General features: G+C 71.3%; 21 protein-coding genes. 9 read left to right on the forward strand and 12 right to left on the reverse strand.

Annotated elements, in window-relative coordinates; translation table 11 throughout:
- Window positions 1-14: 14 nt before the first annotated feature.
- From V4Y03_RS14025 to V4Y03_RS14045, 5 genes are all read right to left on the reverse strand, one after another.
- Window positions 15-1,898, reverse strand: a complete 1,884-nt coding sequence (locus V4Y03_RS14025) for an AMP-dependent synthetase/ligase (protein WP_332435145.1) — start codon at window positions 1,896-1,898, stop codon at window positions 15-17.
- Window positions 1,899-1,997: 99 nt separating this feature from the next.
- Window positions 1,998-2,642, reverse strand: a complete 645-nt coding sequence (locus V4Y03_RS14030) for a TetR/AcrR family transcriptional regulator (RefSeq protein WP_317875443.1) — start codon at window positions 2,640-2,642, stop codon at window positions 1,998-2,000.
- Between the two features lie 192 nt (window positions 2,643-2,834).
- On the reverse strand, window positions 2,835-4,151 hold the full coding sequence (locus V4Y03_RS14035; protein WP_332435146.1) for a dicarboxylate/amino acid:cation symporter: 1,317 nt from the start codon (window positions 4,149-4,151) through the stop codon (window positions 2,835-2,837).
- A 368-nt stretch (window positions 4,152-4,519) separates the two neighbouring features.
- Window positions 4,520-4,786, reverse strand: a complete 267-nt coding sequence (locus tag V4Y03_RS14040) for a DUF4229 domain-containing protein (RefSeq protein WP_317875440.1) — start codon at window positions 4,784-4,786, stop codon at window positions 4,520-4,522.
- A gap of 172 nt (window positions 4,787-4,958) precedes the next feature.
- Complete coding sequence (locus V4Y03_RS14045; protein WP_332435147.1) at window positions 4,959-5,519, reverse strand: hypothetical protein; 561 nt, start codon at window positions 5,517-5,519, stop codon at window positions 4,959-4,961.
- Between the two features lie 248 nt (window positions 5,520-5,767).
- On the opposite strand from V4Y03_RS14045, the gene V4Y03_RS14050 reads away from it, so the two are divergent.
- Both V4Y03_RS14050 and V4Y03_RS14055 read left to right on the forward strand, forming a co-directional pair.
- Window positions 5,768-6,301, forward strand: a complete 534-nt coding sequence (locus V4Y03_RS14050; RefSeq protein WP_332435148.1) for a GNAT family N-acetyltransferase — start codon at window positions 5,768-5,770, stop codon at window positions 6,299-6,301.
- Between the two features lie 104 nt (window positions 6,302-6,405).
- Window positions 6,406-7,272, forward strand: a complete 867-nt coding sequence (locus tag V4Y03_RS14055) for an AraC family transcriptional regulator (protein WP_332435149.1) — start codon at window positions 6,406-6,408, stop codon at window positions 7,270-7,272.
- 121 nt (window positions 7,273-7,393) lie between these two features.
- Here the strand turns inward: V4Y03_RS14055 and mqnE are convergent, their stop codons facing one another.
- Both mqnE and V4Y03_RS14065 read right to left on the reverse strand, forming a co-directional pair.
- Complete coding sequence (gene mqnE / locus V4Y03_RS14060; RefSeq protein ID WP_317875436.1) at window positions 7,394-8,557, reverse strand: aminofutalosine synthase MqnE; 1,164 nt, start codon at window positions 8,555-8,557, stop codon at window positions 7,394-7,396.
- An 88-nt stretch (window positions 8,558-8,645) separates the two neighbouring features.
- Window positions 8,646-9,101 (reverse strand): Lrp/AsnC family transcriptional regulator, encoded by a 456-nt coding sequence (locus V4Y03_RS14065; RefSeq protein WP_266893047.1) that lies wholly within the window; start codon window positions 9,099-9,101, stop codon window positions 8,646-8,648.
- 112 nt (window positions 9,102-9,213) lie between these two features.
- On the opposite strand from V4Y03_RS14065, the gene V4Y03_RS14070 reads away from it, so the two are divergent.
- Window positions 9,214-9,351: a hypothetical protein gene (locus V4Y03_RS14070; RefSeq protein WP_199863461.1), complete on the forward strand. Its 138-nt coding sequence runs from the start codon at window positions 9,214-9,216 to the stop codon at window positions 9,349-9,351.
- On the opposite strand, the gene V4Y03_RS14075 is transcribed toward V4Y03_RS14070, so the two are convergent.
- From V4Y03_RS14075 to V4Y03_RS14085, 3 genes are read right to left on the reverse strand one after another with little or no spacing between them, the layout of a single operon-like run.
- The gene (locus tag V4Y03_RS14075) at window positions 9,348-10,025 is read right to left on the reverse strand and encodes a UbiX family flavin prenyltransferase (RefSeq protein WP_332435150.1); all 678 of its coding nucleotides are present in this window, start codon (window positions 10,023-10,025) and stop codon (window positions 9,348-9,350) included. The two genes, V4Y03_RS14070 and V4Y03_RS14075, sit on opposite strands and share 4 nt — an antisense overlap.
- A gap of 32 nt (window positions 10,026-10,057) precedes the next feature.
- A complete protein-coding gene (mqnP, locus tag V4Y03_RS14080) occupies window positions 10,058-10,960 on the reverse strand; it encodes a menaquinone biosynthesis prenyltransferase MqnP (RefSeq protein ID WP_317875434.1) in 903 nt (300 codons plus the stop codon).
- Entirely contained in the window at window positions 10,957-12,414 is a 1,458-nt protein-coding gene (locus tag V4Y03_RS14085; RefSeq protein ID WP_317875433.1) for a menaquinone biosynthesis decarboxylase, read from the reverse strand. Before V4Y03_RS14085 ends, mqnP begins: the two co-directional genes overlap by 4 nt.
- Window positions 12,415-12,503: 89 nt before the next feature.
- On the opposite strand from V4Y03_RS14085, the gene V4Y03_RS14090 reads away from it, so the two are divergent.
- Window positions 12,504-12,893, forward strand: a complete 390-nt coding sequence (locus tag V4Y03_RS14090) for a PLD nuclease N-terminal domain-containing protein (protein WP_317875432.1) — start codon at window positions 12,504-12,506, stop codon at window positions 12,891-12,893.
- 73 nt (window positions 12,894-12,966) lie between these two features.
- Window positions 12,967-13,857 (forward strand): LysR family transcriptional regulator, encoded by an 891-nt coding sequence (locus V4Y03_RS14095; protein ID WP_317875431.1) that lies wholly within the window; start codon window positions 12,967-12,969, stop codon window positions 13,855-13,857.
- On the opposite strand, the gene V4Y03_RS14100 is transcribed toward V4Y03_RS14095, so the two are convergent.
- Window positions 13,754-14,746 carry a DMT family transporter gene (locus V4Y03_RS14100; protein WP_332435151.1) on the reverse strand — a complete coding sequence of 331 codons (993 nt, stop codon included), beginning with the start codon at window positions 14,744-14,746 and terminating at the stop codon, window positions 13,754-13,756. The genes V4Y03_RS14095 and V4Y03_RS14100 overlap by 104 nt on opposite strands.
- Window positions 14,747-14,896: 150 nt before the next feature.
- Here V4Y03_RS14100 and V4Y03_RS14105 point away from each other — a divergent pair, with 150 nt between their 5' ends.
- On the forward strand, window positions 14,897-15,511 hold the full coding sequence (locus V4Y03_RS14105) for a flavodoxin family protein (RefSeq protein WP_332435152.1): 615 nt from the start codon (window positions 14,897-14,899) through the stop codon (window positions 15,509-15,511).
- A 131-nt stretch (window positions 15,512-15,642) separates the two neighbouring features.
- Here the strand turns inward: V4Y03_RS14105 and V4Y03_RS14110 are convergent, their stop codons facing one another.
- On the reverse strand, window positions 15,643-15,993 hold the full coding sequence (locus V4Y03_RS14110; protein WP_317875428.1) for a hypothetical protein: 351 nt from the start codon (window positions 15,991-15,993) through the stop codon (window positions 15,643-15,645).
- 137 nt (window positions 15,994-16,130) lie between these two features.
- On the opposite strand from V4Y03_RS14110, the gene V4Y03_RS14115 reads away from it, so the two are divergent.
- The 3 genes from V4Y03_RS14115 (at window position 16,131) to V4Y03_RS14125 (ending at window position 20,442) form a co-directional block, all read left to right on the forward strand.
- On the forward strand, window positions 16,131-16,583 hold the full coding sequence (locus tag V4Y03_RS14115) for a nucleoside deaminase (protein WP_332435153.1): 453 nt from the start codon (window positions 16,131-16,133) through the stop codon (window positions 16,581-16,583).
- A gap of 180 nt (window positions 16,584-16,763) precedes the next feature.
- A complete protein-coding gene (locus tag V4Y03_RS14120; RefSeq protein ID WP_332435154.1) occupies window positions 16,764-18,890 on the forward strand; it encodes a hypothetical protein in 2,127 nt (708 codons plus the stop codon).
- A gap of 4 nt (window positions 18,891-18,894) precedes the next feature.
- Window positions 18,895-20,442 carry a hypothetical protein gene (locus V4Y03_RS14125; protein WP_332435155.1) on the forward strand — a complete coding sequence of 516 codons (1,548 nt, stop codon included), beginning with the start codon at window positions 18,895-18,897 and terminating at the stop codon, window positions 20,440-20,442.
- Window positions 20,443-20,448: the final 6 nt, after the last annotated feature.

Below are 20,448 nucleotides of genomic sequence, written 5' to 3' on the forward strand. Positions count from 1 at the left end.
CCGGGACATACGGCCTACGGTTCCTCCCCCTGCCCGTACATCTCCTCGATCTCCCGCGCGAAGTCCCGCAGCACCGCCCGCCGCCGGAGCTTGAGGGACGGCGTCAGGTGCCCGGACGCCTCCGAGAGTTCGACGGTCAGGAGCCGGAAGGCCCGTATCGACTCGGCCCGCGAGACCAGCCGGTTGGCGTCGTCCACCGCCCGCTGGACCGCGTCGAGCAGTTCCTCGTCCCGGGTCAGCTCCCAGAGCGCCAGATGGTCCTTGTGCCGCATCCGGCGCCAGTGCGTCAGGCCCTCGTGGTCGAGGGTGATCAGGGCCGTGACGTACGGGCGGTCGTCGCCGACGACCACGCACTGGGCGACCAGCGGGTGGGCGCGCAGCCAGTCCTCCAGGGGCCCCGGGGCGACGTTCTTGCCGGCCGAGGTGATGAGGATGTCCTTCTTGCGGCCGGTGATCCGCAGATAGCCGTCGGCGTCCAGGTCGCCCAGATCGCCGGTGGGGAACCAGCCGTCGTCGGTGTACGGCACGGCGGCGCCGCGCGCGGCGTCCCAGTAACCGGCGAAGACATGGCCGCCCTTGAGCCAGACCTCGCCGTCGCCCGCGATCCGGACGGCCGTGCCCGGCAGCGGCCAGCCGACGGTCCCGGTGCGCGGCCGGCGCGGCGGGGTGACCGTCGAGGCGGCCGTGGTCTCCGTCAGTCCGTACCCCTCGAAGACCTCGACGCCCGCGCCCGCGAAGAACTCGGCGAGCCGGGCGCCGAGCGGGGAGCCGCCGCAGATCACGTATCTGACCCGGCCGCCGAGCGCGGCCCGGATGCGCCGGTAGACCAGCGGGTCGTACAGCGCCCGCGCGGCCCGCAGCGGGAGCGAGGGCGCGGCCGTCCGCCCGTACCGGCGGGCGACCCGGGCGGCGCGGTCGAAGGCGGCGCCCTTGCCGCCGCTCTCGGCGGTGGCGCGGGCCTTGTTGAAGACCTTCTCCAGGACGTACGGGATGGCGAGGAGGAAGGTGGGGCGGAAGGCGGCGAGGTCGGTGAGGAGTCCCTCGCCCTCGACCGAGGGGGCGTGCCCGACGCGGACCCTGGCCCGGACGCAGCCGACCGCCACCATCCGGCCGAAGACGTGGGAGAGCGGCAGGAACAGCAGGGTGGCGGCGGGTTCCTTGCTCTCCGAGACGAAGACGGGGTGCAGCAGCCGGACGGCGTTGTCGACCTCGGCGAAGAAGTTGGCGTGGGTGAGGGCGCAGCCCTTGGGGCGGCCGGTGGTGCCGGAGGTGTAGACGAGGGTGGCGAGGGTCTCCGGGGTGAGGAGGCCTCGGCGGGCGGAGACGGCCTCGTCGGCGACCCGGGCGCCGGCCCTGCGGAGCTGGTCGACGGCGCCGGTGTCGAGGACCCAGAGGTGGGTGAGGCCGGGCAGCCGCAGGCGTTCGGCGGAGATCATCCGGGCCTGGGCGGCGTCCTCGACGACACAGGCGGCGGCGCCGGAGTCCTGGAGGATCCAGCGGGTCTGGAAGGCGGAGGACGTGGGGTACACGGGGACGGTGACGAGTCCGGCGGCCCAGGCGGCGAAGTCGATCAGGGTCCACTCGTAGGTGGTGCGGGCCATGAGGGCGAGCCGGTCGCCGGGCCGGAGGCCGTGGGCGATCAGGCCCTTGGCGACGGAGTGCACCTCGGCGGCGAAGCGGGCGGCGGTGACGTCGTACCACTCCCCCTGCGGGCCCTTGCGGGAGAAGAGGACCGCCTCCGGGTCCTGGCGGGCGTTGTCGTACGGCAGGTCGGCGAGGGAGCCGCGGCGGATCAGGGGGACGAGCGGGGGCAGTGACACCTCGCGCACCACGCCGTCGATCAGGGTCTTGTGCGGTGCGACCGGTTCGCTCCCGGATGCGGCGGTGACGACGGACACGGGCGGCTCCTCGGTCTTCGCGATGAACTGAGGTCGTGCGTCGGTGCGTTGTGCCCAAAGAGCGGCTGACTAGCCGGTAACCTTACTGTGAAGTAACGCTCAACGGGGAGCCCAGCGCTCGTTTTTCATGAGGTTCCCGAGCCCGGACCAGGCGAAGTTCATCAGCGTCGCGGCGGCCTCCTTCGCCGTCACCCCCGCGGTCCCGTTGGCCCAGCTCGCCAGCGATTCGGCGGACCCCACGAGCGCCTGCGCGAGCGCGGCCACATCGCGCTCCGTGATGGCGGAGGCGTCCCGCGCCTCCCGCGCCGCCTCCCCGATCAGCCCCGCCACGAAGGCGGTGATCTCCTCCCGCATCCGGGCCGCCTCCCCCGCGAACGGCTCCCCCTGCGTCCGCGCCTGCCGGCTGAGGACCGCCCAGGAGTCCGGCTGGTCCGCGGCGTACGTGAAGAAGGCGAGCAGTCCCGCCCACAGCCGCTCGTCGGGCGGCGCGCTCCGGTCGGCGACCGCCTCCGCGACCGCCGCGAGCAGCGCTTGCGCCTCCCGCCGGATCACGGCGGTGAACAGCTCCTCCTTGGAGTTCAGATACAGGTAGACCAGCGGCTTGGAGACCCCGGCGAGCTCGGCGATCTCGTCCATCGAAGCCGCCTGGTAGCCGTGCCGCGCGAAGCTCCGCACGGCCGCGTCCAGCATCTGCCGCTCCCGCACGGCCCGCGGCAGCCGCCGCGCCCTCGCACCACCGGCCATGGCGCCCACCCCTGCTTCCAAGATCCACTGGATGCCCCGCGAAGGCGTCGCCGAGACAAGTGCCTGTACAGGGACGACCGTAACCGCGCGTCAGGTACGCACGTTCGTCAGGGCACAGGTAGATCCCCGCCGAACGCCGCGTGCCCCCACCCGCATCACGGGTGGGGGCACGCGGCGCTACGAGCGGGGCCGTCAGGCGGCGAGCACGGGCTGCGCCTCGTCCACCGGGGACGCCGTCACAGCGTCGTACGTGTCGTGGTCGAGGATCTTCTCGCGGGCGGAGACGATCACCGGGACCAGCGCCTGGCCGGCCACGTTGGTGGCCGTCCTGACCATGTCCAGGATCGGGTCGATCGCCATGAGCAGGCCGACGCCCTCCAGCGGGAGGCCCAGGGTGGAGAGGGTCAGGGTCAGCATGACCGTGGCGCCGGTCAGACCGGCGGTGGCCGCCGAGCCGATCACGGAGACGAAGGCGATGAGCAGGTAGTCACCGATGCCGAGCTGCACGTCGAAGATCTGCGCGATGAAGATCGCGGCGAGCGCCGGGTAGATCGCGGCGCAGCCGTCCATCTTGGTGGTCGCGCCGAACGGGACGGCGAAGGAGGCGTACTCCTTCGGGACGCCGAGGCGCTCGGTGACCTTCTGGGTGACCGGCATGGTGCCGACCGAGGAGCGGGAGACGAAGGCCAGCTGGATGGCCGGCCAGGCGCCCTTGTAGAACTGGACCGGGTTGACCTTGGCGACCGTCGCGAGGAGCAGCGGGTAGACGCCGAAGAGGACCAGGGCGCAGCCGACGTAGACGTCGGCGGTGAAGGTCGCGTACTTGCCGATCAGGTCCCAGCCGTAGTCCGCGATGGCGAAGCCGATGAGGCCGACGGTGCCGAGCGGGGCGAGGCGGATGACCCACCACAGCGCCTTCTGGAGCAGCTCCAGGATCGACTCGGAGAGGGTGAGGATCGGCTTGGCGCGGTCGCCGAGCTTGAGGGCGGCGATGCCGGCGACGGCGGCCATGAAGACGATCTGCAGGACGTTCAGCTCGGTGAAGGGCGTGATGACGTCCGTCGGGATGATGCCCGTCAGGAAGTCGATCCAGGAGCCCTCGTGCTTGGGGAGCTTGCCGTCCTTCGGCGTGAGGCCGGTGCCGGCGCCCGGGTTGGTGATCAGGCCGATCGCGAGGCCGATGGCGACCGCGATGAGCGAGGTGATCATGAACCAGAGCAGGGTGCGGCTGGCGAGCCTGGCGGCGTTGTTCACCTTCCGCAGGTTGGTGATCGAGACCAGGATCGCGAAGAAGACGAGCGGGGCGACGGCCAGCTTGAGCAGCTGGACGAAGATGTCGCCGACCTGGCCGAGGGTCTCCTTCAGCCAGGAGACGTCCTGGCTGCGGGCGATCCAGCCGAGCAGGGCGCCGAGGACCAGACCGGCGATGATCTGGGCCCAGAAGGGGACCTTCGGTATGCGGGACGAGGGCTTGGCCTCGTTCTCGGGCGTGGTCGCGGACGCGGACACAGACACACTCCACAGGTGCGTATCGGGAAATACGGGGACGGGGGGTGCGGCACACACGCGCTGTACGCGGGCCGCTGCATGATGCCGGGTCAGAGCGCGCGGCAACAGACCGCGGACATACAGCGGCAGAGATCGACATGCAGGCGCGCCACGAGCGGGGTGCTCGCGGCATCGGAGGGGCGCACAACTGTCGTCATGTCGAACACGTTAACACTTGAACTTTGAGATACTCAAAGCCGTTCTTTGGGTGAGACGGACCCGTCCTCGGCCTCCGAAACACAGAACGCCCCTGGCAGGAGCCTTGGAAGCTCCCGCCAGGGGCGGATGATCTGTGATGAAGCTTACGCAGCCTTTACAGGCGGGCGCTCCTAGAGCGCGTCCTCCTGGGACTGGTTGGCGGCGAGCCGGCCCTTGGCGCGGTCGACCCTCGCCACGACCTCGGCGCTCGCGTCGTCCCGCACCTTGCGCAGGAGCACGAAGCTCAGCGGGGCGGAGATGACGATGGAGAGCACCAGGACCCAGAGCAGGTTCGAGTCGCCGAGACCGCGCGGCAGCACGCCGACGTAGACGAGACCCCACAGGGCGAGGAAGCATCCGGCGAAGATACCGAGACGCATCAGCGTGTAGCGGAGCATGTCAGCCCACTCTTCCGTTCCGACGTTCCGAAAAGTACCCAAGACCCCATACGGGACGAGCGCCCCTCCAGTGAAGCACGGGGAGGGGCGCTCGCCGGGAGCGGGGTTGGGGCGGGGGTTGGGGTCCGGGGACCCGTGGGCCGCCTCGCGGGTCCGGGGCGGTCCCGTCGGTTCAGATCAGCCAGCGGTGGTCGCGGACCACGGGGAGCCGGGCCCATCGGCCGCCGAGCCCGTAGTAACTCCCGGCTCCGGTCGCCGCGGTGATCAGCAGCACGAGGGCGATCATCCAGTGGTCGTCCATGAAGGGGTTGGCGCCCGGCCAGAGGGTGACGAGCCACATGAAGGCCATCATCAGGGTGCCCGCGCCGGCCGCGATCCGCATGCCGATGCCGAGGATCATCGCGAGGCCGACGCCGAGGAGGCCGAGCATGAAGAGGGTGTCGAGCCACCAGACCCCGGCGACAGAGTCGAACATGTGGGCGAAGGGTCCGCTCGTACCGTGGAGCAGGAAGCCCTCGGTGGGGTGCCCGCCGTTGATCCAGGCACCGGCCGACGGGGTGGCCTTGCCGAGGCCGAAGGCCTTGTCGAGGAACGGCCAGAGGAAGTAGAAGCCGACCAGGACCCGGGCGACGGCGAGGAGCCGACGGGTCGCGGCCGAGCGGACCAGGACGTCGTCCTGGCTGCCGGGGAGGGTGACGCGGCGGGTGGTGCGCTGCGGCGCGTGGACGGCCATGACAGGACCTTCTTCCCAATCACTTCGACGTGCGGGCGATTCACTTCGCGGGTCACTCGCCAGTCGCTCCGGGAGCCACTTCGGGAGCCGCTTCGCGAGAGCTTGTGAACGCATTCACAAACTACGCCCGCTCCCGCCCCCACTCCACCGCCGAAGGTCCCGAACCGGACGGCCCAAGGTCGCGAGCACCCGGACGTTCCCCGGAACACCCCTTGAGCGTTCCCCTGCGTAATAGCTAAGCTCCACTCATGGCCCTTACGTTCGAGGTGGACCCGCCGGTCGGTCCCGCCCTGCGCGACGGCGTGCTCTCCCTCTGGGCCGACGTCTCCAACGCCGGAGGTGCGGTCGGCTTCGTCCCGCCCGTCACTCCCGAAGCGATCCGCCCCGCCCTCCTCAAGCACCTCGTCGCGATGACCGAGGGCGGCACCCGGCTGCTCGTCGGCCGCGACGAGGACGGCCAGGTCGCCGCCACCGCCTTCTTCACCTTCAACACCCACCCGCTGATGAGCCACTGGGTGTGGCTCTACACGGTGATGGTCCACCCGAGGCACCAGGGCAGGGGGTACGGCCGCGACCTCATGGCGGCCGTCGAGCACACCGCCCGTACCGCCGAGGGCTTCGAGTCCGTCGAGGCGATCCGGCTGACCTGCCGGGGCGGCACCGGCGTCGACGGCTTCTACGCCAAGTCCGGCTACAAGGAGGTCGGCCGCGTCCCCGACGCGATCCGGGTCGCCCCCGGCGACGACCGCGACGACGTCATCATGCTGCTGCCCCTGACGTGACCGGAACCGGCTGACGCGACCCGACCGCACCGGGCACGGATAGTCGGGTCCGCGCGGCCCCTCCCTTCCTACGGTGAAGGCACGGAAAAGGAAGGACCGACCACGTGCTGGAGCGGCTCAACCAGGCACTCGACCACATCGAGGACCGCCTCGACGGCGACCTCGACCCGGCCGAACTGGCCCGGATCGCCATGACCTCGGAGTACCACTTCCGGCGGCTCTTCTCGGCACTCGCCGGGATGCCGCTCTCGGAGTACGTACGGCGCCGCCGGCTCACCCTCGCGGGCGCCGAGGTGCTCGCCGGGGAGCGGACGCTCCTGGAGATCGCGGTCCGGTACGGCTACGGCTCCGGGGAGGCCTTCGCCCGCGCGTTCCGCGCGGTGCACGGCACCGGCCCCGGCGAGGCCCGCCGCACGGGGGCCGCGCTGCACGCCCAGCCGCGGATGTCCTTCCGTCTCGTCGTCGAAGGGAAGAGCAGCGTGCGGTACAGGGTCGTGGAGAAGGAAGCCTTCCGGGTCATCGGGCGCGGGGCCCGCGTCCCCCTGGTCCACGAGGGTGAGAACCCGGCGATCGCCGCGCACATCAGGTCCATCGGCCAGGAGGCCCTGGCGCGGCTCGCGGGCCTCTCGGACGGGGAGCCCGCGGGCGTCGTCTCGGCGGTCACGCATCTCTCGGAGAGCCGCGAGGAGGGCACCGAGCTGGACTACTGGCACGGGGTCGTCAGCGGCGCCGAGGTGCCGGAGGAGTTCGGGGCGCTCGACGTGCCCGCCGGCACCTGGGCGGTCTTCGACAGCGAGGGCCCGTACCCGCAGGCGCTCCAGTACCTGTGGCGGGACGTCTTCACCCAGTGGTTCCCGTCGAACCCCTACGCGAGCCGGCCCGGCCCCGAGATCCTGGCCGTCCGGCCGTCGGAGGACTGGACGACGGCGCGGGCGGAGCTGTGGATCCCGGTGGAGCGCACGGCGGTGTGACGGCCGTACGGCCTCGGGGGCGTACGGCGGCGGGGGGGCGCAGGACCCGCACGGCCTCGTGGCCGTACGCGGAAGGGCCGGTGGGAACTCCCACCGGCCCTTCTCCCTGACTGCTGAGGCGTCAGACCCGCATCGGCTGCGGCGACTCGCGCCGGTTCTCGTCCGGGCCCGGGTACTCGCGGATGATCTCGTACCGGGTGTTCCGCTCGACCGGCCGGAAACCCGCGTCGCGGATGAGGTCGAGCAGGTCCTCGCGGCCCAGCTTGTTCGGGGTGCCGTAGTTGTCGGCGTCGTGCGTGATCTTGTACTCGACGACCGAGCCGTCCATGTCGTCGGCGCCGTGCTGGAGCGCGAGCTGCGCCGTCTGCACGCCGTGCATGACCCAGAAGACCTTGACGTGCGGCACGTTGTCGAAGAGCAGCCGGGAGACCGCGAAGGTCTTCAGCGCCTCGGCACCGGTCGCCATCGTGGTGCGCGCCTGGAGCTTGTTGCGGACCTTGCCGTCCTGCATGTCGACGAAGTCGTGCTGGTAGCGCAGCGGGATGAAGACCTGGAAGCCGCCGGTCTCGTCCTGGAGCTCACGCAGCCGCAGCACGTGGTCCACGCGGTGGCGCGGCTCCTCGATGTGCCCGTACAGCATGGTCGCCGGGGTCTTGAGACCCTTCTCGTGGGCGAGCCGGTGGATCCGGGACCAGTCCTCCCAGTGGGTGTTGTGGTCCACGATGTGCTGCCGGACCTCCCAGTCGAAGATCTCGGCGCCGCCGCCGGTCAGCGACTCCAGACCGGCCTCGATCAGCTCGTCGAGGATGTCGGAGGCGGACAGCCCGGAGATCGTCTCGAAGTGGTGGATCTCGGTGGCGGTGAACGCCTTGAGGGAGACGTTCGGCAGGGCCTTCTTGAGCTCGGAGAGGGAGCGCGGGTAGTACCGCCAGGGCAGGTTGGGGTGCAGCCCGTTGACGATGTGCAGCTCGGTGAGGTTCTCGTTCTCCATCGCCTTCGCGAGGCGCACGGCCTCCTCGATGCGCATGGTGTACGCGTCCTTCTCACCCGGCTTGCGCTGGAAGGAGCAGTAGGCGCAGGAGGCGGTGCACACGTTCGTCATGTTCAGATGACGGTTCACGTTGAAGTGCACCACGTCGCCGTTCTTGCGCGTCCGGACCTCGTGGGCCAGACCGCCGAGCCAGGCGAGGTCGTCGGACTCGTACAGGGCGATGCCGTCCTCACGGCTCAGCCGCTCACCGCCCCGGACCTTCTGCTCCAGCTCCCGCTTGAGCCCCGCGTCCATACGGCCGCCTCCCTTTTCTCCGAAATAAGCCGTGCCAACCGTACTCCCCCGCCCTCCGGGCGGGAGGTGCCCCCGCTTCCGCTTCGCTTCAGCCCTCTTCGGGCAGCTCCCCGACCCGGTTCTCCCACTTCGTGGAGAGCACGATCGTCGTACGGGTACGGGAGACGCCCTTGGTGCCGCTGAGGCGGCGGATCGTCTTCTCCAGGCCGTCGACGTCGCCGACGCGCACCTTGAGCATGAACGAGTCGTCGCCGGCGATGAACCAGCAGTCCTCGATCTCGGCCAGGTCCTTGAGGCGGCGGGCCACGTCCTCGTGGTCGGCCGCGTCCGAGAGCGAGATGCCGATGAGGGCGGTCACGCCGAGGCCGAGCGAGGCGGCGTCGACGGTGGCGCGGTAGCCGGTGATGACCCCGGCGGCCTCAAGACGGTTGATGCGGTCGGTGACGGAGGGGCCTGAGAGCCCGACGAGCCGGCCGAGCTCGGCGTACGAGGCGCGTCCGTTCTCACGCAGAGCCTGGATGAGCTGCCTGTCCACGGCGTCCATAGATAGATGCCTTCCATTGTCCAGCGATACCGCGAGTTTAGGTATAGAATCTAAGGTACACAGGGAAGACGCCCTGTGAATCTTTCAGCTGATCAAAGACGATCTTTCAGGAGTGGTGTTCACCGTGTACACGATCGAGATGGCCTACGCCCGTATGCGCGAGCTGCAGGAAATGGCCAACCGCTCGCGTGCCCACCAGCAGTCCGCCGCCTCGAAGCGTGCCGCCAAGAAGCACGCGAAGAAGCGCTAATCAGACCGGGGGGTCGCTCCGCCGAGCTCTCCCTCCCAACGGCGGTACAGCCGGTGCGGCACCCCTGCCGCGTCGAGCACCCGCCCGGCGACGAAGTCCACCAGGTCCTGGATGTGCGTCGCCCCCGCGTAGAACGCCGGAGAGGCGGGCAGCACCACTGCGCCCGCCTCGTCCAGCGCCACCATGTGTTTGAGCGTCTGTCCGTTCAGCGGGGTCTCCCGCACGGCGACCACCAGCGGACGCCGTTCCTTCAGCGTCACGCTCGCGACCCGCTGCAGCAGGTCCTTCGAGAGCCCCAGTGCCACTCCCGCCACCGCCGCGGTCGAGGCCGGCACCACCAGCATCCCCTTCGCCGGGTACGAACCCGAGGACGGCCCCGCGGCCAGGTCCCCGGCCGCCCAGTACCGCACGTCCTCAAGACGCCCCGCCATGTCGAAGGTCTCCGGCTTCCCGTCGGCGCCCCGCGCCAGCCAGGCCGCCAGGTCCTCGCGCCAGTGCGCGTCCCTGAACGAGATCCCCGTCTCGTCGAGCAGCGTCAGCCGCGAGGCACGCGACACGACCAGGTCGACGCTCTCCCCCGCGGCGAGCAGCCCGCGCAGCACGGACGCCGCGTACGGCGTACCCGACGCCCCGGAGACCCCCACGATCCAGGGGGTGCGCTTGCCGTCGTTCATGCCGTCGAGCCTATCCGTCATCGGGCCGGGGACTACGGGGTGAGCCCGCGGACCAGCAGGTCGAGCAGGGCGCACACGAACAGCGCCATCCCGATGAAACCGTTCACCGTGAAGAACGCCCGGTTCAGCCGCGACAGGTCGTGCGGCTTCACGATCGAGTGCTCGTAACAGAAGGCGGCCGCCACGATCACCAGGCCGACCCAGAAGAAGACACCCGCGTCGGTCGCCAGGGCGTACCAGACGAGCAGGCCGGTGGTGAGGACCGCCGAGGCGCGGGCGCCCCACAGCGCGGCCGGGATGCCGAAGCGCGCCGGGACCGACATCACGCCGTGCGCCCGGTCCGCCCGCACGTCCTGACAGGCGAAGATCAGGTCGAAGCCGCCGATCCAGACACCCACCGCCAGACCGAGGATCACCGCGTCCCAGGACCACTCACCGGTCACCGCGAGCCAGGCGCCGATCGGCCCGATCGCCTGGGCGAGGCCCAGGATGGCGTGCGGGAAGTTGGTGAACCGCTTGCCGTACGGATAGACCACCATCGGGATGACGGCGAGCGGCGCGAGCGCCAGACAGAGCGGGTTGAGCAGGGCCGCGGCACCGAGGAAGACGACGACGGCGATCCCGGCCCCGGTCCACGCCGAGCGCACCGACACCGCGCCGGTCACCAGCTCGCGGCTCGCGGTACGCGGATTACGCGCGTCGATCTCGCGGTCGATGATCCGGTTGCAGGCCATCGCGAAGGTCCGCAGCCCCACCATGCAGACGGTGACGAGGAACAGCGTCCACCAGTGGATGTTCTTGTCCACCTGGTACATCGCGGTGAGCGCGGCGGTGTACGCGAAGGGCAGCGCGAAGACCGAGTGCTCGATCATCACGAGGCGCAGGAACGCCTTCGTACGTCCCGGCTGGGCGCCGGGTACGGCGGCCGTGGTCACAGGCCGTACTCCTTCCAGCGGCGGTCCACGAGGGCCGCCGTCGCCGGGTCCGACGCCACCATGTCCGGCCAGCCGCCGTCCCGGGTGTAGCCCTCCTCGGGCAGCTTCTTCGTTGCGTCGATACCGGCCTTGCCGCCCCAGAACTGCTGGTAGGAGGCGTGGTCGAGGTGATCGACGGGGCCCTCGACGACCGTGAGGTCGCGGGCGTAGTCGGTGTTGCCGAGGGCTCGCCAGGACACCTCGTGCAGGTCGTGCACGTCGCAGTCCTTGTCGACCACGATGATCAGCTTGGTCAGCGACATCATGTGCGCGCCCCAGATGGCGTGCATGACCTTCTGCGCGTGCTTCGGGTACTTCTTGTCGATCGAGACGATCGCGCAGTTGTGGAAGCCGCCCGACTCCGGCAGGTGGTAGTCGACGATGTCCGGCACGATGATCTTGAGGAGCGGCAGGAAGAAACGCTCCGTCGCGCGGCCCAGCGGCCCGTCCTCGGTCGGCGGCCGGCCGACGACGATCGACTGGAGCAGCGGACGCTTCCGCATCGTCACACAGTCGATCTTCAACGCCGGGAAGGGCTCCTGCGGCGTGTAGAAGCCGGTGTGGTCGCCGAAGGGACCCTCCGGCAGCATCTCGCCGGGCTCCAGCCAGCCCTCGATGACGACCTCGGCCTGCGCCGGGACCTGGAGCGGGACGGTCTTGCAGTCGACCATCTCGATCCGCTTGCCCTGCACGAAGCCGGCGAAGAGGTACTCGTCGATGTCGCCGGGCAGCGGGGCCGTCGAGGCGTACGTCACGGCCGGCGGGCAGCCGAAGGCGATGGCGACCGGCAGCCGCTCACCCTTCGCCGCCGCGACGGCGTAGTGGTTCCGGCTGTCCTTGTGGATCTGCCAGTGCATGCCGATGGTGCGCTTGTCGTGCCGCTGGAGGCGGTAGAGCCCGAGGTTCCGGACACCGGTCTCGGGGTGCTTGGTGTGGGTGAGCCCCAGGTTGAAGAAGGAGCCGCCGTCCTTGGGCCAGGTGAACAGCGCGGGCAGCTTGTCCAGGTCGACGTCGTCGCCGGTGAGGACGACCTCCTGCACGGGCGCGTCCCCGGCCTTCACCTTCTTCGGCGGCACGTGGACCATCGAGCCCAGCTTGCCGAAGGCCTCGCGGACGCCGACGAAACCGTGCGGCAGCTCGGGCTTGAGGAGCCCGCCGATCTTCTCGCTGATCTCGCCGTACGACTTGAGGCCGAGGGCCTTGAGCAGCCGGCGGTCCGTACCGAAGACGTTCATCGCGAGCGGCATCGAGGAGCCCTTGACGTTCTCGAAGAGAAGCGCGGGACCCCCTGCCTTGTTCACCCGGTCGACGATCTCCCCGACCTCCAGGTACGGGTCGACTTCGGCCTTGATGCGCTTGAGGTCGCCTTCGCGCTCGAGGGCCCTGAGCAGCGAGCGGAGATCGTCGTAAGCCATGAGGGCAAGTATCCGCCACCCGATAGGCTTGGCCCGTCACCGGGGCCTGCGAAACGAGCCCCGCCACCGCTTCCAGGGGGCTGTCCCACATGCTCAGGGCGCTGCTGTTCATCCTGCCGCTGGCGCTGATGATCTACGCCTTCATCGACTGCCTGAACACCCCGGAGGAAGAGGTCAAGCACCTTCCGAAGCCGGTCTGGGCCATCGTCGTCCTGCTGTTCTCGGTGGTCGGCGCGATCGGCTGGATCGTCGCGGGCAAGGAGCGGCGGCCGAGGACCGGGCGCGGCGCGGGCGGCTGGGTGGCCCCCGACGACAACCCGGAGTTCCTGAAGTCCCTCAAGGACGAGAAGAAGGACGAGCGGGCGGCGGACGGACCGCGCGGCGAGGACGACTCGGCCCTGAGGGACTGGGAGGCGGACCTCCGCCGCCGCGAGGAAGAACTCAAGAAGCGCGAGCGCGGCGAGGACCCGGAGAGCTGATGGAGCCGCGGAAGCGGGAGCGCGTCGAGGGCGCGGGCCTCGGGAGTCCGCGCGGCCAGGGCACGGACAGCTGATGGAGCTGCGTCTCCTCGCCACCTTCGAGAAGGTGGCCGACGTCCTCTCCTTCACCCGGGCCGCCGCCGACCTCGGCTACGCCCAGTCCAGCGTCACCGGCCAGATCCGGTCCCTGGAGTCCTCGCTCGGCGTGGAGCTGTTCGAGCGGCTCGGCAGCCGCATCCGGCTCACCGAGGCAGGGGAACGCCTCCTGCCGTACGCCCGCCGGATGGCCGAGCTCGCGGAGGAGGCCCGTACCGCCGTCGCGGTCACCGGGGAACCCTCCGGGACGATCGCCGTCGGCACCATGGAGTCCCTGACCTCCTACCGGCTGCCGCCGCTCCTGGAGTACTTCCACCACCGCTACCCGGGCGTCCGGCTCACCCTGCGGCCCACGCTCGGCGACGCGACCCGGCAGGCGCTGCGGCAGGGCACGTACGACGTCGGCTTCCTGATGGAACCCGGCACGGAGCACGAGGGCCTGGAGTCGGAGGTCCTGGCCCCCGAACCCCTGGTCCTGGTGGCGGGACCGGACCACCCCCTCGCCGGCCGTACGGCCCTGACCGCCGAGGACCTGGCCGGAGCGCAGCTGGTGGGCACCGAGCCGGGCTGCCCGTACCGCGACCTCTTCGAGGAGGCGCTGCGGGAGTGGGCGCCGCCGTTCATGGAGTTCGGCACGATCGAGGCGACGAAGCGGGGCGTGGCCGGGGGCCTGGGGGTGGCGCTGCTGCCCCGGGTGACGGTGGCGGAGGAACTGGCGTCGGGGACGCTGGTGGAGCTGGCGTGGGAGGCCCCGTTCACCCTGTTCACCCAGCTCGCGTGGCGACGGGGGAAGCGGCTTCCGGCGCATGTCCGGCTGTTCGTGGAGCAGGCGCGGCGGCTGGTGCGGGAGCAGAGCCCGACGGGCTGAGGTCGGGGTTGTCCCGTACGGCTCCGGGGGCGGTGTTCCGTGCCCCCGACAGGGTGACCCTGAGGCTGGCGAGCACGATCAGGGGGACGCCGAGCGCCTGGACGAGCCCGATGTGATGCCCGTACACGGCCCAGTCGACGCCCATGGCGACGGCGGGGTAGGTGAAGGCGAGCACGGCGATCTTGGCGGTGGGCAGCTTGGCGTAGGCGGCGTACATGAGCACGTACATCAGCCCGGTGTGGATGACCCCGAGCCCGACGAGCCAGGCCCAGCCGCCACCGATGCCGCCCAGCTCGCCGAAGCCGGCGAAGGGCAGCAGCAGGGGCAGCCCGACGAGCACCTGGACGAGGGCGACGAGATGCGGCCGGACGCCGGTGATCCGCTTGGTGACGAAGGTGGCGAGGGCGTAGAGCACGGCGGCGGCGAGGGCGAACCCGAGCCCCTTGAGGGAGGCGGTGTCGCCCGGCCGGACGCCGGAGACGAGGACGAGCCCGGCGAAGGCGAGCGCGAGCCACCCGAGCCTGCCGGCGGAGATCCGCTCCCGGGTGAGGACCGCCCCGAGCAGCACGAGGAAGAAGGGCTGGGTGTGGTAGACGACGGTGGCGAGGGAGATGGAGGTGGCTTCGTAGGCCTCGAAGAGGAACACCCAGTTGAAGACGATGAACACGCCACCGAGGGCGGCGAGCCCGAAGGTCCGGGGGGTGAACCCGTGCCCGGTGAAGAACCCCCGGACGAGGCTGTAGAGCCCGAGCGCGAGGGCCCCGAAGAGGCACCGGAAGAACACCACGGTGAAGGGGGACGCCCCGGACTCGACGACGAAGACGCCGAGGGTGCCGGAGAGCACCATGGCGAGGGTGAGTTCGACGGTTCCCCTGGTCTCGTTTCTCATGGGAACGACGCTACGAACGGGGCGGGCGCCGGTCCACGAGCCAGTGGGGGGCGCTGCCGATGGGGCCGATAGCCGGAGGCGATGGACCGGGGAATAGCCCTGGGAGAAGGGGAGTTGGCAGCGGAACACCCCTGAAACCGGAGCGCAGACATGACCGCAGGCGCCACGCACGGCCCGAACCGCTCGTTCCTCTTCGTCCTGGGCAGCTCGCGCGCGGACGGCAACACCGAGATCCTGGCCCGCGAGGCCGCGGCGCAGCTGCCGCCCGAGGTGCCGCGGCGCTGGGTGGACCTGAACCGGCTGGCGCTGCCGGACTTCCAGGACGGCCGGCACGAGACGGCCGGATGGCCGGCCGACGAGAACGAGGAACTGCTGCGCCGGGCGACGCTGGAGGCGACGGACATCGTCATCGCCTCGCCCCTGTACTGGTACACCCTGTCGGCCCAGACGAAGCGCTACCTCGACTACTGGTCGGGCTGGCTGAACGTCCCGGACTCGGACTTCAAGGAGCGCATGACGGGCCGGACGCTGTGGGGCGTGACGGCGATGGCCCACGAGGAACACGAGGTGGCGGAAGGCCTGAGGACGGCCCTGCACCACTCGGCGGCCTACCTGGGCATGAACTTCGGCGGCGTACTGACGGGCACGGCCTCCCGACCGGGCCGCATCCACGCCGACGAACAGTCCCTCCTCCGAGCCAAGACCTTCTTCGCCGGCGCCACTCCGCTCGCGCGCTTCCCCTATGAGGAGGAGGCCGCCGCGTAGGAACCCTGCCGGTCGCGGTTCCTCCGGACCACCGTCACACCCGCCGGGGAGTGAGGCTCGCCCGCTCTCAGAGGTAGGTCACCTGGAGGACGTATCCGCATGCGTAGCGCGGGACGAGAAGGAAGACGAGCTCACCCGCCTACCGCCTTGTGTGCGGCGCGGATGATGTCCCCGGCCGTCCGTACGTACCGGCGGCGCTCTTCCGGGTCCTCGGAGATCTGGGCCAGATATTCGGCGCGGCGCAGTTCGCGGGCGGTGTCGGGGAATCGCTCGATCTCGATGACCGCGGCCCACTGGATCAGGAACATGCGCAGAGGCGTGATGCCGCTCTGCTCGATGGCCTCCGTCACGGCCTCGCGCTGACTGGCGTCCATCTCGGGCAACCGCTCGGGAGCGACGACTGCGAGGGCGGCCCGCAGAGCGGCGGGATTCCGCTCGGGTCGCGGGATGAGTTCTCCGGTGTGGTCAGGCTGTGTCGTCACCATGTCCTCCAAGGGGTGCCCCAGCCAGCGTATCCAGCCGGAGCGAGACCTGTGCCGGTCGCACACCGACCGTGAAGCGCCACGCGCGGAGCCGAGCAGGCGTGATACCGACGCTCCGCCGGGGAAGAGTCACGTCCATGGACCAGGATCAAGCCCGGCGGTGGCTCGCCATCGCTCTTTCCGAAGCCCGTGCCGGGCTCGCCGAGGGTGGGATTCCGATCGGCGCCGCCCTCTACGGCCCCGACGGCGTCCTGCTCGGGCGCGGGCGCAACCGGCGGGTGCAGGACGGGGACCCGTCCGCGCATGCCGAGACCGAGGCCTTTCGGGCCGCCGGACGGCAGCGCTCGTACCGGGGTACGACGATGGTGACCACCCTCTCGCCCTGCTGGTACTGCTCCGGGCTCGTGCGGCAGTTCGGCATCTCCCGGGTGGTCGTCGGGGAGGCCGAGACCTTCCGCGGCGGGCAGGACTGGCTGGCCGGGCACGGGGTCGAGGTGATCGTGCTCGACGATCCCGAATGCGTGTCCCTGATGCGGGAGTTCATCGCCGCCCACCCGGCCCTGTGGAACGAGGACATCGGCGATGAGTGAAGCGAGCCTGCCGATGAATGACCTCGCCCGCGACCCCGCCCCGCAGCTGCCGGCCGCCGACAAGCGGCGGCACGCCGTCGCCACCGGCCGGCAACACATCCACAACAGACTCGAAAAGCCGCCCGCTTTCCCAACACACCGTCGATATCCTGAAGTTGACTGTGACGGGGGTGACGGGGAGTGGACAGGGAGCTGTACGGCCGCGAGGCGGTCCTGGACGAGGCCGGGCTGGTCGCGCGGCTCAGCGGGCTCACCCGGCACGGCGCCGCCCGGGTGCCGTTCGAGCACGGGGACGACCCGCCGGTCACCGTCTTCACCGGCGGGCGCGGTACGGGCAAGACCGCCCTGCTCAAGGAGGTCCGCAACCGCTACAAGGGGTACACCCCGCTCGCCTTCCTCGACTGCGCCCACATCGAGCCGCCCGCCGACCACGGCCCCGGCTGGACCCCGGTCACCGGAGCCCTCTCCGAGCTGGGCGTGCAGCTGTCGCCGAAGGTGCTCGGCGCCCGGCCCGTGCGGTTCCCCCGGCTCTCGCTCGGCCTGGTCGCCGTCGCCTCGCTCGCCTGGTCCCGCGAGGACGACGACCGCGCCCGGCGCGACCTGCTGCGGCTCGGGCCGCTGCTCGCGACCGTCGACGCGACCCGGGGCGCCGCCGCCAACTGGGTCGGCAAGGTCCTCGCCAAGCTCGCCGCCACCTTCGCCGAGGCCACCGCCCCGCTCGCCGGACTCCTCGCCGAGGCCACCGTCGAGACCGTCCTGGAGGAGGTGTTCGGCCGACTCCAGCGCACTTCCGAGAGCTGGTACGGGAGTTACCGCAACGCCGGCGGGCGCGGCAAGGCCGGACTCCAGCAGCTCGCGATCGACTTCGAGCAGGGTGGCCGGCGCCGCCGCGAGGCCGAGGACTTCCTCGTCGGCGCGCTCACCGAGGACCTGCTGCACGCCTACACCGGGCTCCGGCGCGGCAGCCGCATCGGCCGCCCGCTGCTCCTCCTCGACAACGCCCACGAGCCCCTCGGCCGGCAGCTCGTCGAACCGATTCTGCGCGCGCGGGCCGCAGAAGGACGCCGCGACCGGACCGTCGTCCTCGCCGGCTCCCGGGTCCGGGACCACGAGGGCCTGCGGCACGCCACCCGCGTCCGGCTGCCGGAGACCGCGCACCGGGCGCCCTGCCCGCGACGCGCGACGAGCGTCGGCTCCGGCATCCTCGCCGTCGAACTGACCCCGCTCTCCCCCGCCCAGACCCGCTCCGCCTTCGACCACCACGACCCGGCCGGCCGCAATCCCCCCGAACTCGCCCGCGCCGTCCATCGGTTGACCGGCGGCCGGCCGCTCGGCGTCGCCCTGCTCGGCCGCGCCGCCGGGGAGGCACCCGCGCACCTGCGGGCCGGACTGACCCCCGGCGGACTCCTCGATCTGACGGTGGAACTCCGTGAGGACGCCCCGCCGGTGCCCGTCGCCGCCACCCTCCTCACCGAACTCCTCCCGGTACGGCGGCCCGGCCCGTACGCCGTGCTCGCCGCCGCCCACGACGAGGAGTCCGCCCGGATGCTCGCCCACGCCCGGCTCCAGGGCGAGTCCCTGGACGGGGACGTGGCGCTGCGCGTCCGCGACCGGCTGCGCTCCGAGGACTGGCCGGAGGCGCCCGGCCACTTCGTCGCCGACCCGCTGCTGCGCGCCCTGCTCCTGCACCGGCTCCGCTTCGAGGACGGCGACCATCCCCGGTACGCCGCGTGGCACGCCGTCCACGAGACCCTGCACCGGCACTACGGGCCCGAGCCCGGCCCGTACCGGCTCCACCACGACCTGGCGCTCGGCCGCACCGAGGAGGCCGTCGTCCATCTGCGGGACACCTTCGCCGGTCCCGACGTCCTCGGCTGGCTGGGACGGCTGCGGTTCATCGCCTCCGCCCCGTACCCCCGCGAACGGAACCTGACCGGCCCCGACCCGCGCCGGGCGATCGCCCTCGGGCAGGGCCCGGCCGGGGGCCTGGCTCCGGGCGACCCGGCGCCGGGACGGGACCTCCCGGCCGCCGGCGGCCCGGGTCCCGACGCCCCTGGTCCCGACGCCGGCAGCACCGAACTCCATCTCGCCGTACGGCGCCTGCTGCACGCCGTATGGCTGCTCACCGATCCGCTGGCGCTGCCCGACGAGGAGGTGGCCGACCGTCTCGCGCACGAGCTGCGCCGACTGTCCGGCCGGCATCTGACGGGCAGCGGTTCGCTCTGGGACGCGGCCACCCACTGGCCGCGCGACATCCGTGCCTGGCGGGATCCGTCCCTGCCGCCGGGCCGCGAGGACGGAGTCTGACGCCATGCCCGACCGACCGTTCGACCCCCTGCGCCGCCGCGTCCGCACCCCCCGCCAGAAGCTCGTCGCCTCCGTCGTCACGGCCGCCGTCGTCCTGGGCGTCGGCGGCTACGGCATCGCCCGGCTCACCACCCCGGAGGACCGTTCCTGCGCCCCCGGCGTCGCCCGCCCGGCCGGCAGCGAGGAGTGCGTCGGCGTCAACGGCTCCGGCCATGACTTCGGTATCGCGGACCTCAAGGACGTCGCCGAGGCCATCCGCGCCGAGAACGCCACGCTCAAGGACGGCGAGTACGTCACCGTCGCCGTCCTGCTGCCCCTGACCGCCCCCGACAGCGGCATGCGGATCAAGGTGCTGCACGAGATCCAGGGCGCGTACGCCTACCAGTACCGGGCCAACCACGAGTCCAACAGCGAGACTCCGAAGATCCGCCTGGCCCTCGCCAACACCGGCAAGGGCAACGCCCACTGGCGCGAGACCGTGGACCGGCTCATCGCCATGACGGGCGCCCCCGACCGGCTGCGGGCCGTCTCCGGCGTCGCGACCTCCTCCACCGAGGTGCGGGAGTCGGTGGCCGCCCTCACCGCCGCCGGGATCGCCGTCGTCGGCACCACGATCACCGCCGACGACATCGCCAACGGCCCCGGGGCCGGACACAACCGCTACCCGGGGCTCGCCCGCGTCTCCCCCACCAACACCGACGAGGCAAAGGCCCTCTCGCACTTCGGCCGGGTGGACGCCGCCAAGGCCTTCCTCGTCCAGGACACCCGGACCGGCGACCACTACACCGACACCCTCAAGGCCGCCTTCACCGCCAACCTCAAGGGCGCCCCGCACGAACCGGGGCTCTTCACCTCGCCCGCCGACCCCACCGAGGACGGCACCACCGCCAACACCTTCCGCCAGATCACCCATCTGATCTGCGACACCCGCGCCGAGACCGTCTTCTTCGCGGGCCGCCACACCCAGCTCCGGCAGTTCATCAACGCGCTCGGCTCGCGCGGCTGCACCGACCGCGCCTTCACCGTCCTCACCGGCGACGAGGGCTCCTACCTGGGCGCGGACAAGCAGCTCGACCGCAAGGCACTGAAGGCGAAGCTGACCGTGCGGTACGCCTCGCTCGCCCATCCGGACGCCTGGAAGCCCGCACCGGGGCGGCAGATCCCGGCGACGGGCGGTTCGGTGGTGGCGTACTCGACGTTCCTGACGGACATCGCCCGCGCCGCGAAGGAGCCGGTGGCGCTCGCGGACGGCCAGGCGATCATCGCGTACGACGCGATGGCGACGGCGGTCCACGCGATCCGCCAGGCCACCCCGGACGGCTCGGCGTACCCGACGAAGGAGGACGTGGGGACGCAGTGGCCGCAGGTCAAGGGTTCGCTGCGGGTGCGGGGCGCGAGCGGCTGGATCTGCCTGGACAACTACGGGAACCCCTACGACAAGGCGGTCCCGATCGTGGAACTGGCGCAGGACGGCACCCAGCGCTTCGTCCAGATCGCCTGGCCGGAGGGCAAACCGCCGACGGAGTCCTGCCTGCCGCCGAAACGGGGGTGAGCCGGG

Source organism: Streptomyces sp. P9-A4, assembly GCF_036634195.1.
Taxonomy (GTDB): domain Bacteria; phylum Actinomycetota; class Actinomycetes; order Streptomycetales; family Streptomycetaceae; genus Streptomyces.

Coding starts and splice junctions, on each gene's coding strand:
- V4Y03_RS14030 (WP_317875443.1), bottom strand. CDS start 2,642: ATGGCCGGTGGTGCGAGGGCGCGGCGGCTGCCGCGGGCCGTGCGGGAG.
- V4Y03_RS14040 (WP_317875440.1), bottom strand. CDS start 4,786: ATGCTCCGCTACACGCTGATGCGTCTCGGTATCTTCGCCGGATGCTTC.
- V4Y03_RS14045 (WP_332435147.1), bottom strand. CDS start 5,519: ATGGCCGTCCACGCGCCGCAGCGCACCACCCGCCGCGTCACCCTCCCC.
- V4Y03_RS14050 (WP_332435148.1), top strand. CDS start 5,768: ATGGCCCTTACGTTCGAGGTGGACCCGCCGGTCGGTCCCGCCCTGCGC.
- mqnE (WP_317875436.1), bottom strand. CDS start 8,557: ATGGACGCGGGGCTCAAGCGGGAGCTGGAGCAGAAGGTCCGGGGCGGT.
- V4Y03_RS14065 (WP_266893047.1), bottom strand. CDS start 9,101: ATGGACGCCGTGGACAGGCAGCTCATCCAGGCTCTGCGTGAGAACGGA.
- V4Y03_RS14075 (WP_332435150.1), bottom strand. CDS start 10,025: ATGAACGACGGCAAGCGCACCCCCTGGATCGTGGGGGTCTCCGGGGCG.
- V4Y03_RS14085 (WP_317875433.1), bottom strand. CDS start 12,414: ATGGCTTACGACGATCTCCGCTCGCTGCTCAGGGCCCTCGAGCGCGAA.
- V4Y03_RS14090 (WP_317875432.1), top strand. CDS start 12,504: ATGCTCAGGGCGCTGCTGTTCATCCTGCCGCTGGCGCTGATGATCTAC.
- V4Y03_RS14095 (WP_317875431.1), top strand. CDS start 12,967: ATGGAGCTGCGTCTCCTCGCCACCTTCGAGAAGGTGGCCGACGTCCTC.
- V4Y03_RS14100 (WP_332435151.1), bottom strand. CDS start 14,746: ATGAGAAACGAGACCAGGGGAACCGTCGAACTCACCCTCGCCATGGTG.
- V4Y03_RS14105 (WP_332435152.1), top strand. CDS start 14,897: ATGACCGCAGGCGCCACGCACGGCCCGAACCGCTCGTTCCTCTTCGTC.
- V4Y03_RS14115 (WP_332435153.1), top strand. CDS start 16,131: ATGGACCAGGATCAAGCCCGGCGGTGGCTCGCCATCGCTCTTTCCGAA.
- V4Y03_RS14125 (WP_332435155.1), top strand. CDS start 18,895: ATGCCCGACCGACCGTTCGACCCCCTGCGCCGCCGCGTCCGCACCCCC.